At 63.7% G+C, this 10714-nt stretch carries 14 protein-coding genes; 2 read left to right on the plus strand and 12 right to left on the minus strand.

Going from position 1 to position 10714, the window contains the following annotated elements:
* The coding region (locus tag AAC023_RS11685; protein ID WP_339741364.1) for an SDR family NAD(P)-dependent oxidoreductase at positions 1 to 252 on the plus strand (252 nt) is incomplete at its 5' end.
* 48 nt (positions 253 to 300) lie between these two features.
* On the opposite strand, the gene der is transcribed toward AAC023_RS11685, so the two are convergent.
* From der to AAC023_RS11745, 12 genes are all read right to left on the minus strand, one after another.
* Complete coding sequence (gene der, locus AAC023_RS11690) at positions 301 to 1698, minus strand: ribosome biogenesis GTPase Der (RefSeq protein ID WP_339741366.1); 1398 nt, start codon at positions 1696 to 1698, stop codon at positions 301 to 303.
* A gap of 11 nt (positions 1699 to 1709) precedes the next feature.
* Positions 1710 to 3077 carry a PQQ-binding-like beta-propeller repeat protein gene (locus AAC023_RS11695; protein WP_339741368.1) on the minus strand — a complete coding sequence of 456 codons (1368 nt, stop codon included), beginning with the start codon at positions 3075 to 3077 and terminating at the stop codon, positions 1710 to 1712.
* Positions 3070 to 3825, minus strand: a complete 756-nt coding sequence (locus AAC023_RS11700; protein WP_339741370.1) for a tetratricopeptide repeat protein — start codon at positions 3823 to 3825, stop codon at positions 3070 to 3072. Before AAC023_RS11700 ends, AAC023_RS11695 begins: the two co-directional genes overlap by 8 nt.
* A gap of 74 nt (positions 3826 to 3899) precedes the next feature.
* Positions 3900 to 4727 carry a 3-methyl-2-oxobutanoate hydroxymethyltransferase gene (panB, locus tag AAC023_RS11705; RefSeq protein WP_339741372.1) on the minus strand — a complete coding sequence of 276 codons (828 nt, stop codon included), beginning with the start codon at positions 4725 to 4727 and terminating at the stop codon, positions 3900 to 3902.
* 159 nt (positions 4728 to 4886) lie between these two features.
* Positions 4887 to 5228 carry a hypothetical protein gene (locus AAC023_RS11710; protein WP_339741374.1) on the minus strand — a complete coding sequence of 114 codons (342 nt, stop codon included), beginning with the start codon at positions 5226 to 5228 and terminating at the stop codon, positions 4887 to 4889.
* On the minus strand, positions 5225 to 5767 hold the full coding sequence (locus tag AAC023_RS11715) for a sigma-70 family RNA polymerase sigma factor (protein WP_339741375.1): 543 nt from the start codon (positions 5765 to 5767) through the stop codon (positions 5225 to 5227). The genes AAC023_RS11710 and AAC023_RS11715 overlap by 4 nt, the downstream gene beginning before the upstream one ends.
* An 11-nt stretch (positions 5768 to 5778) precedes the next feature.
* On the minus strand, positions 5779 to 6162 hold the full coding sequence (locus tag AAC023_RS11720; RefSeq protein WP_339741377.1) for a DUF6249 domain-containing protein: 384 nt from the start codon (positions 6160 to 6162) through the stop codon (positions 5779 to 5781).
* An 80-nt stretch (positions 6163 to 6242) separates the two neighbouring features.
* Positions 6243 to 6800 carry an NnrU family protein gene (locus tag AAC023_RS11725; protein ID WP_339741379.1) on the minus strand — a complete coding sequence of 186 codons (558 nt, stop codon included), beginning with the start codon at positions 6798 to 6800 and terminating at the stop codon, positions 6243 to 6245.
* A 77-nt stretch (positions 6801 to 6877) separates the two neighbouring features.
* Positions 6878 to 7198 carry a hypothetical protein gene (locus tag AAC023_RS11730; RefSeq protein WP_339741380.1) on the minus strand — a complete coding sequence of 107 codons (321 nt, stop codon included), beginning with the start codon at positions 7196 to 7198 and terminating at the stop codon, positions 6878 to 6880.
* Positions 7188 to 7727 (minus strand): RNA polymerase sigma factor, encoded by a 540-nt coding sequence (locus AAC023_RS11735; protein ID WP_339741381.1) that lies wholly within the window; start codon positions 7725 to 7727, stop codon positions 7188 to 7190. Before AAC023_RS11735 ends, AAC023_RS11730 begins: the two co-directional genes overlap by 11 nt.
* Positions 7727 to 8140, minus strand: coding sequence for a hypothetical protein (locus AAC023_RS11740; RefSeq protein ID WP_339741383.1), 414 nt, complete (start codon positions 8138 to 8140; stop codon positions 7727 to 7729). The genes AAC023_RS11735 and AAC023_RS11740 overlap by 1 nt, the downstream gene beginning before the upstream one ends.
* Positions 8141 to 8285: 145 nt before the next feature.
* Positions 8286 to 9773 carry an alpha/beta fold hydrolase gene (locus tag AAC023_RS11745; RefSeq protein ID WP_339741384.1) on the minus strand — a complete coding sequence of 496 codons (1488 nt, stop codon included), beginning with the start codon at positions 9771 to 9773 and terminating at the stop codon, positions 8286 to 8288.
* Positions 9774 to 9914: 141 nt separating this feature from the next.
* Between AAC023_RS11745 and AAC023_RS11750 the strand changes: the two genes are divergently transcribed.
* Positions 9915 to 10714, plus strand: an 800-nt coding sequence (locus tag AAC023_RS11750; protein WP_339741386.1) for a hypothetical protein, incomplete at its 3' end; no start/stop codon positions are given.

Raw genomic sequence — 10714 nt, forward strand, 5'->3', positions numbered from 1 at the left:
GCCTTCTGGGCACCCTATGCAGCCAGCAAGGCCGGTCTCGACGCACTGGTCCAGTCCTGGGCCGACGAGCACAAGAACAACCCCTTGCGGATCAATCTGGTCTATCCCGGCGCGGTGCGCACGGTGATGCGCGCCAAGGCCTTCCCGGGTGAAGACGCCAAGACATTGCCGGAACCGGCCACCCTGTGGCCCCTGATCGCCGAGCTTGTCTCCGATGATTGCCGGCGCCACCGCGAAATCGTCAAGGCCTGAGGCCGGCCCGGGCCAAAGCCCGGGCGCTGCGCCTGATGCACCCCGGACCTAGCGCTTCTTCGGGCCCGGCCCGCTGCCGCCGCGCTCATTGCCCGGCTCATTATCGACATAGGGATTCTTGCCGGCCTTGACGATCAGGCGGATCGGCACGCCCGGAAGATCAAATGCCGTGCGCAAACCATTGATCAAATAGCGCTTATAGCTATCGGGCAGATCGGCAGCGCGCGAACACATCAGCACGAAGGTCGGCGGGCGCGATTTGGTCTGGGTCAGATAGCGCGGCTTGATCCGGCGTCCATTGACCGCTGGCGGCGGATGCCGCTCGATCATCTCATGCAGCCAGTCATTGAGATCGCGGGTCTTGACCTTGGCGTCCCAATTGCGGTGCAGGATGGCCAGGGTCGGCATGATCTTGTCGAGGCCCTTGTTTTTCAGGGCCGAGATTGGCAGGAGCGGCGCGCCCGACATTTGTGGCAGCAGCCGGTCGAATTCCTCGCGCACTTCCTTGAGATAGGCTTCGCGGTCAGGAACGAGGTCGAATTTTGAGATCGCCACGGCCACGGCACGGCCTTCCGAGAAGGCCATGTCGGCGAGCTGGAGATCCTGCTTTTCCAGGGGATGGCTGGCATCCATCAGCAACAGCACGACTTCGGAAAATTTGATCGCGCGCAGCGTGTCGGCGACGCTCATCCGCTCAAGCCGGTCGGAAACCTTGCCCTTCTTGCGCAGCCCTGCCGTGTCGTGCAGACGCACACGGCGCCCGTCCCATAACCAGTCGACTGCAATGGCATCACGCGTGATACCGGCCTCAGGGCCGGTAATCAGGCGCTGTTCGCCGATCAGGCAGTTGATCAGGGTCGACTTGCCCGCATTCGGGCGGCCGATCACAGCGATCCGCAAGGGCGGCGAATCCGGCCGTGCCTTTGAACTCTTGTGAGGCTGCTCACCGATCGCATCCACGATCGCCTGATACAGCTCGCTCATTCCCTCGCCATGAGCGGCAGAGATCGCCACCGGCTCACCCAGCCCCAGGCTGTAGGAATCGAGCAGACCGGATTGTCCGGCCCGGCCTTCCGCCTTGTTGGCCAGCAGGATGACAGGCTTGCCCGCCTTGCGCATGACCTCGGCAAAGGTCTGGTCGAGCGGCATGATACCGGCGCGCGCATCGATCAGCAGCAGACAGATATCCGCATCCTTGATCGCGATCTCGGTCTGGGCGCGCATCTCCGCCTCCAGACCTTCCTTTTTCTCGTCGTCATAGCCGGCGGTGTCGATCAGACGCAGGTCCATATCGCCGAGACGGCCCACGGCCTCACGGCGGTCGCGCGTGACGCCCGGCCGGTCATCGACAATCGCCAGCGGCTTGCCCGCCAGGCGATTGAACAGCGTCGATTTTCCCACATTGGGCCGTCCAACGACGGCGATGCGGGGTATAAAATCAGTCATGGATTTTTGGCCTATCGAAGCGCGAGCAAGCGCGCCTCATCGGTAACCACATAAACAGTCTCATTGGCAATCACCGGTGCCACAAAGACAGGCTGGCCAAGCGAGAACTGACGGATGATTTCGCCATCATAGGCATTGACGAGAACGCCATCGCCATCGCTGGACGCGAGGAAGACCCGGCCGCCAGCCAACACCGGGCCGGCCCAGGCAATACGGTTTTTGCGACGGTTGGGATTCTCGAACAGCTCGAGCTGGGTGATCCAGTGAACCACGCCGGTATTGCGGTTGAGGCAAACCAGTTCGGCTTCGCTGGTGGTGAGGTAGAGAAAATCGCCTGCGACCCAGGGTGTGTGCAGACCGCCAGCCGGCTGTGTCCACAGCCGTTCACCGCTGCGCAGCTCGATCGCTACCAGCGTGCCTGAATGGCTCATCGCATACACCGTGCCGTCCAGAATGACCGGGCTGCCGGCGACATCATTGATTTCCGACATGGCCGTCAGGCCAGCGCCGCGTGTGAGACTGTCGGACCAGACCGGATTGCCGTTCTGGACGCGCAGGGCCACCAGCTCACCGGAGGCAAAGGGCGCCACGACGATATCGCCGAGTACAGCCGGGCTTGGGCCGGTCAACAGGCGGGCCGTTTCGACAATACCCTGATAGGCCCACAGGACTGATCCGGTCGCGGCATCGAGCGCCAGCAATTCATTATCATCGCTGGTGACGAAGACGCGGCCATCGGCCACGGTCGGTGCCCCATGGAAGGGCACGAGCGTCTCGGTACGCCAGACTTCCGCGCCAGTCGACGCATCAAGCGCGACGAAGAAATTGAACCCGGTATGCGCGTAAATCCGATCAGAATCATAGGCCAGGCCCGAGCCGAACGACATGCGGTCATGGCGATTGGGTGCCGCGAGACGAGCGGACCAGATCTCGCGCCCGGTCTCGGCGTCGAGGGCCGAGATACGGCCCGTGGCGTCACCGGCGAAAATATGGCCGTTGGCGATCACCGGGCGCGCATTGAGCCGGCGGTCATTATTGGAACCCTGGCCGATGGACTGACGCCAGGCGACCGCAAGATTGCCGCTTGCCTGGGTGTGCTGCACCGCATGGGTCGGATAACCGCCCGGCTGCGGCCAGACCGTATTGACGTAGGCTGGCGGCAGGGTGACTGCCGGCGTTTCCGTATCGGTGCCGATCTGCAGCCTTTGTTCAAAGCTGAGAATGGACACGCGGCCATCAGTCGGCGCGGTGTCGCTGTTTTCGTCATCGCCCGAGAGGAAATCAAAGGTGTTCAACGGATTGGGTACCGAGGAGCAGGCCGCAAGCGGCGCCAGCACGAGGGCCAGGGCGGCGATACGCAAACGTTTCAAATCAATCATCGCCCGAATCCCCGGCGCTAGCTTGTTCAGTCTCAGGTGCAGCCTCACCGCCCGTGGCCGTCCCGGCCGACGCAGGCGCCGGCATGTCGGCCTCGGCAGGTTCGCGCTCGGCGGCGATCAGCGCCAGACCTTCCAGCGCTCGCCGTGCCACGCCCTGAGGGGCATCGAAACTGGTCGAGAGAAACTGGTATTCGCGCTGTGCCCGGTCCACGTCGCCAGCCCGCAGTGCTGCGACCGCAATCGCCTCACGCGCCAGATGGCGGTAGGGCGAGCTTGCCGTGGTAAGCGGTGCCAGACGGATTTCGACATCGCTGAAGCTCAGCGTATCCCACAGGGCCCAGACGGCCTTGAGACTGGCGAGATCACGGATCAGCGGCTCGGCACTGCGCGAGGCGGCCTGCTCGTAGAGGGCCGCAGCAGCGACGTTATCGCCCGCCTCCAGCGCCATGGCGGCGCGCTGGACCAGCGCGAGGGTCACATAGGAGGCGGTCCCGGTTTCGGCCAGCGCATCGAAACTGGCCTCGGCCTGGGCCGCACGCCCGGCATCCATGGCATTGAGCGCCACCTGATAGGCATCGGAGGATTGTTCGCGCGTTGAGGTCTGCCACGCTTGCCAGCCCTGATAGCCAGCGGTTCCAACGATGATCGCAGCGGCAATACCGAGCACGAGCGGGCCATATTGGCGCGCCAGGTCCTGGTATTTGTCTCTGCGAAGTTCCTCGTCAACTTCTTCGAAAATATCGACCACGTCGAAGCGGCTCCATGCTTATGGGATAATATGCGCGCGACCCTAGCGCCCGCGCGCCCAAGCGGCAACAGACCTCAACCGTCAAGACGCGTCAGCGTGTAGACCTCGGCGCCGGATGGAAAGCTGCGATCCCGCACCTCGCTGGCATAGCGTGCGACAGCGGCGGCGGTGCGTTCAGCCATATTGTCATAGCGCTTGACGAATTTCGGCGTCCAATCGAACACGCCCAGCATGTCCTGGGTCACCAGAATCTGTCCGTCGCAATGGCCCGACGCGCCGATACCAATGGTGGGCACCTTGACGGTCTCGGTGATCTCGCGCGCCAATTCCTCATCGACCCCCTCGATCACAATGGCGAAGGCACCCGCTTTTTCGGCGATGACCGCCTCGTCGATGACGCGGGCGCGCTCGGCACCGGTCTTGCCCTTGGCCTTGAACCCGCCCTCCGCCAGCGCCGCCTGCGGCCGCAAGCCGACATGACCAATCACAGGGATGGAACGCTGCGCCATGAACTCGATCGTCTCGCCGGCATAAGTGCCGCTCTCGATCTTGATCGCCTGGCAGCCTGTCTCCCGCATGATCCGCGCGGCATTCTCGAACGCTTGCTGCGGAGATTTTTCATAGCTGCCAAAGGGCATGTCGACGGCAACCATCGCCCGGTGAGCCCCCCGCATCACCGCCTGGCCATGCAGAATCATCATTTCGAGCGTCACGCCGATCGTGCTCGCCAGGCCGTGGACAACCATGCCGACACTGTCACCGACCAGCAGCAGGTCGCAATGCGGGTCGAGCAGGCGGGCCATCGGCGCATCATAGGCGGTCAGACAGACGAGGGGATCGCCGCCCTTGCGGGCACGGATTTCGGCAGCGGTGACGCGGCGGGTCTGGGTCTGGGCAGACATGGAAAAACGGCCTCTCTCTGGCAGGATGTCCGGAGCCTAGCGCACGATGCTGCAGTGCAAAAGCCCGGGAGAGAGTCTTTGATTGCGAGCCCAATGCCGGGTCCTCCATGGCCGCATTTGCGAACCACAAAACCGGATCCCACCTCTGCTGGAAGAGCTCTAGGCCAGCCGTCGCGGCAGTATCAGCGCCACCATCCCCAGCGCCACAGCCATGGCTAGCGCCGCCAGGCTTTCCGGTGACATCAGGAAAGCAAAGTTCGCGATCAACCCGTCGGCCGGCAGCTGAACCTGGGTGAATACGCCCTCCAGCTGGGTTCCGGCAATCGCCGAACCGATCGAACCGGCCCCACCAAGCATCAGCGCGCGCTTGCGATCAGGATGCGAGAGCCGGGCCACGACCTTGGCAGCGAAGGCATCGGCCTCGGCTGCTTCATTCAAAGGCTCTGCAGCCTCCGCAAAGGCGGCCTTGAGCCGTTGGTCAAAGGCATCATTCATGGTCATGACGCGATTACCTCCGCTTCCGCAAAATAGGCCTGCAATTTGGCACGCCCGCGATTGACGTGCGACTTGATGGTCCCCAGCGGCATGCCGGTCGCCTCAGCGGCTTCCGAATGCGACATGCCGCAAGAATAACACATCACCACCGCCACTCGCTCTTCTTCCTTCAATGTGGTGAGGGCGCGGTCGAGATCAACCACATTGCCCATATCCCGGGGCGCCTCACTGTCTTCCATTCCGCTGCCGAAACGCTCCATCGCCCTGTCTGTCGATTTGCGCTTGCGCGCCGATTTGAGGAATTCCGTGTAAGCGATCGAGCACAGCCAGGATTTGAATGTGCCGGTACCCAGGAAACTGCCAATTTTCTCGAAGGCCCGGATGAATGTGTCCTGGGCGAGATCATCGGCAAGGGCGTGATTGCGACACATGCGATGCAGCATTCCGCGCACCACGCCCTGATGGCGCCGGACCAGTTCTCCGAAGGCGGCGACGTTTTTCGTCGCCATCACCAGAGCTGTCAGTTCCTCGTCCGACGCCTTCATCCCCAAAGTCCCTACTCAGCGTCTTTTTTGGAACCGAACAATCCGAAGCCCATCAGGACCAGGCCGATGAAGCCCGGGAAGGCCGCGATACCGGTCATCACGGTAAAGGCTTCCTGCGCATCGTCGTCAACGCCCGAAATCGTATAGCCGAGAACGATAAAGGCGACGGCGACAGCCAGCAGGATGGCGCCGGATTTGAGGTCGCCATTGCTGTCCTTGCGCGGCATGCCCAGGGCCCGGACCAGTTCCGGCGTCACCTGCTGGCCGGCACGGATGGCCTCTTCGACCGTGCTCAGAGCGGCTTTGCGTTTCTGGGTTCCGCCATTGATAGCAATGAAAACAATGGCAACCACCATCGCAAACATGCCCAGCGGGACCATGATTTCTACACCCATATCAACCTCCATAACCGGGCAGCACCACGCCGCCTCTTATCGATAAGATGCATCCCGACCCGCAAACGGATGCAGAGGCATCATCCAATGATCGCCACACCAAACAAGTACATGTGAACATTGATGATTATCAGGGCGAGCAAGGCACCCAGCACAATCGCCGTCAGGTCGCCGCCCCAGCCCTTGACCACAGGCGGCGGCGTTTCGCGCAGGCAGGCAGAGATATATGTGATGCTCGACCAGACAAAGAAGCCGCCAAACAACAGCATCGCCGATAGCTCGCCATTGGCGAGAAAATGCGCACCGGACCAGAGCACGACGCTGGCCAGCATCGGGTGCCGGACGATGCGGCGGATATGCCCGGGGGCATAGGCAGAGACCAGCAGGATGAGCGAGAGCGGGACGACCAGAAAGGCGAGATGCCGGCTCCATTCCGGCGGCGCCCAGATGGCGACCGGCGGATGGGCGATGATCTTGCCATAGATCAGCAGGCCCAGACCGACCAGCGAAAGCACGGTATAGATCAGCTTGTAGGTCGTTGCGCCCAGCCCGGTTCGCAACCGGGTCCGCAAGCCAGGGACCACCTGAAGCGAATGCACGCCGAGAAACAGAGCAAGTCCGGCCACCAGTATCAGCATCTCATCCCCCCGGGTTTCGCGGCGATTATAGGCGATTCACCCGGCCGCGGGCGGAAAAGCTTTGAGGGCGATCCGCGTTAAAGCAGACGCTGGACCCAGGCCGGCAAGGGCAGGGTGCGGGTCACCAGGTAATAGCCGCCGCAAACCGCCAGTCCGGTCACCGCCAGAACCACCCCCGCCTCGCCCAGCGACGCCGGCAAGCTGAGCACCAGGGCGATGATAACCGGCCGCAGGAGCAGAAGGGCGGCAAACACGGCCAGTCCGGCCAGGCCGGCGCGTGCCAGTTCAAATTGCAGCCGGCGCCGGGCAATGCGCTGCATGGTGGCGGCGCGGAAGGGCCGGTCAATGGCCGGCGCCTCGCCAGCCTCGAAGAACGCCTTGAGCGGATCAGTGGTCATCTTCACGCACTCCCAATATCTCCACCAGCCGGGCCCGGCCGCGCGAGACATGTGATTTTACCGTACCCAGCGGTATTTCCAAAATCTGCGCCGCATCGGCATGCGACCAGTCACCGGCGAGGCACAGGGCAACCGCGGCGCGTTGGTCTGGCGGCAATTGTGCCAGGGCCTGCTGCATGGCGATATTCATCTCGGTGCCGGGCTGATCATGCTCCGGCCGCTCATCCTGCCAGTCGGTTTCGCGGCGGCGGCTGCGCGACATGGAACGCGCCATCCCCTGGGCGCGCCGCCAGGCGATGCCGAACAGCCAGGAGCGGACGCGTTCTGGCTTGTCCAGCGTGCGCAGCGAGGTCCAGGCCGCAAGGAAGGTCTCCTGCGCCAGATCATCAGCGTCAGCCTCGTGCCGGCAGACACGGCGCAAAAAGCTGCGGACCGCCTGTTGGTGGCGGTCCACAAGCCTTGAAAACGCTCTGTCCGAGCCTGACCGAGCCGCCGCGACCAGCGCAGCATCGGTCGGTTGTCCCGACATCAGTCGCCCTTGCGGCCATTCTTGAAGAAGGAGGAGACCAGGAAGGCCAGCGACATCACCCCCATGATCATGGCGATGAAGTAGAGCTCGGTATCCACGCCGCCAATCCACCCGGCATAACCGGTATAGGCGAACACCCCGGCCAGGCCGGCAAACAGGATGACCAGGAAGGCCCGGCCACCGCCGCGATGGCCCTCGCCGCCATATCCCGAATCGTCGTCATCGGCCGAATCCGGCGCATCGAGGCTGGCAATCAACTCGGCCGGTGGCTCCTTGCCCGCAGCCGCATAGGTCTTGATCAGATCGATCTTCGCCTGGGTCCGCTTGAAGCGCATCAGGCTGCCCCAGCCAGCCCCGATGAACCAGAAGAACGGGAAGAGGAGCCACCAATAGCTTTGAAACAGGTCAATCATAATCAGTCCTTTCGTGCCGTAGCGATCTTGCTTTCATAAACAGGTCGCCGCTGCGGCGCGAGTTGGATGCAGGCCGAGTGCAGATTCATGGTGCGGCCGCAGCGCCGGTGGCTGCGGCCGCACTTCGGCACTCACAGGCGCTGTATCAGCCCTGCTGGCCGAGCGGATTGGCTGTCATGTCCGGCAGGTCAATGACGATCTCGCCACTCGCTGCCGGCTCGCCGCGCATGAAGCGATGCATCGCCCCGGCAACCTCCGGCGTGGTCATGAAGAGATTATGCCCGGCATTGCGCACGATGATGCGCTCGACATGGCTCAGGCCTGAGACGGAAGCGGCCTGGGCATCGGGATAGGTGCGCCCGTCCAGCGTGCCCGTGAGCAGCAGGACCGGCGTATCGCCCCGTGGCGGCTGGCGGAACTCCGCGCCGAGATCAAACCCGTCCCAGGCACCGCGGATCTGCGGCATCGGGAAGTTGAGATAGCCCCCGATCAGTCCGGTCTCCGCCTGACGCCCGAATTCGGCGAGGCGCGCATCATCAATCCCGGAGGCGAGATCCATCGCCGTTGGCATGGCGCTCAGTGTGATAGGCTCACCCATAGACCAGAAGCGCTGCAACAGCATGACCGCCAGATCGCTCTGGCCAGCGTCCAGCTCGGTATAGAGCATCAATAGCAGGGCCGCATATTGCGGGTCCGAGATCAGGCCCGATGAGACTTCCTGCAGATGGCGCCGCTGCAGCAGGAAGGGCAGTGTTCCGCCATCCTCCTGCGGCACCTGCACCAGCATCGGCTCGGCCTCGAACCGGGCGTGCACGCGCCGCATCAGGCCTGCGATATCGGGATAGAGCGCCCGCGCCGCCGGCTGGGTATCGATGGCCGCCTGCAGGCGCGCGAAATAGCGATCGGTTTCGGCCGGCATCTTGACCGTCTGGTCGAGCCCTTCGGCACTGGCGAGGATGACCCGGTCGAGCTGTTCGGGAATATCCTTCAGCGCGGCCAGGGCGAGATGGCTGCCATAGGAAATCCCCCACAGTGAAATCTGCCCGGCACCGAGATGGGTGCGCAGCGCCGCCAGATCCTGCACGCTTTCGCGCGTGGTATAGCCCCTCACATCGACGCCCTGCTCGCGCCAGAAAACGCCGCACTCCTCGACGGCACGCCGATAGGCCGCCGCGTATTCGGCATCGCTGATCACCTGCGTCTCGGCGACCGACTGCGAAGAGACGCAGCGGGGCAATTCGGTCGAACCGCCGGTGCCGCGCTGGTCAAAGGCGATGACATCGCCATGCCGGCGCATCTCCTGGAACAGGGGGAAGCGTGGTCCGCGCGCCGTGCCGCTGCCCGAACCGCCCGGCCCGCCCGAGAGATAGACAATCGGCGAGCCCGGATTCTCGCCGGTCGCGGGAAAGCGGATATAGCTCACCTCGATCATGCGGCTGGCCGGATCGGAGCGGTTTTCCGGAACGCTCACCGTGCCGTGAAAGGCCGCGACGCTTTCGCCGCTGCGCGCGGTGAATTCGATGGCCTCCTCGCCATAGGCATTGGCGGCAGGCGCTGATTGCGCGAAGACGGCGGGCGACAGCCAGATGGCACTCAGCGCCGTTGCCAGAATGGATTGCTTCCAGGACATCATGTTTCACTCCGTGATCTTGAGCCCCCCGGCTCACACCCATCCTGCCTCCCGGGCACGCCCATGCACGCGCCAATCGGGCAATGGTCGCTTCCGGCCGTTGAACGGCGGGACGTTCACGCGCCCGCGCGCTAGAGTGATGTCATGACACGCACGCCCCTCACCCCGTTCCTCGCCCTCCTCCTGCTGGCGCTGCCGCTCGGCCCGGCCGCAGCGCAGCGTCTTGTCGCGCTGGACGCGGCATCCTTGCGTGTCTGCCCGGCCCATGGCGCGGCCGGTTCGATTCCCGATTTCACCGGTGAAGACTGCGCCGAGATCGCCCTGAGCGCGCTTGACCCCCAGGGCCGCCAGTTCTGGGTCCGGGCCGAGATCGACTGGGACGGGTCGCAATGGCCGCAAGATCGTCCGATCGGCCTCTTCATTTCCGGCAAGGCGTCAAGCACGGCCTGGCTCAATGGCCATGAGCTTGGCTCCAATGGCCGACCGGGACCGGACCGGGCGACGGAAATTCCCGGCCGTATGGATGCGGTGCTCTATGTGCCGCGCGAGCGTTTGCGGCCCGGACGCAATGAACTGGTTCTGCTGATGTCGTCGCAGCATGGCTTTTTGCGTCTTGGCTGGCCGGTGCACTGGATCGGGCTGGAGCGCTACCAGCCCCCGGCCAGCATGCTCGCAGCGGTCTATGCACCCAGCCTGGTCACACTCGGCGTGCTGGTGCTGGGCTTCGTCTTCTTTGCCGCGATGGCGATCCGCGGCGGTGACCGGGAGGGCTCTGCCCTGATCAGTGCAATGTCACTGATCGCCGTGGCGCAATTGCTGATCGAGACCAGTCGCGGCCTGATCGCCTATCCCTATCCGATGCATGATCTGCGTCTGGTGCTGATCACCGCCTGCACCGCCGCCTTCGGGCTGACCCTGATCGCCTATCTCCTGCACCGCTTCTC

It is taken from the genome of uncultured Maricaulis sp. (genome assembly GCF_963976135.1).
Lineage (GTDB): Bacteria > Pseudomonadota > Alphaproteobacteria > Caulobacterales > Maricaulaceae > Maricaulis.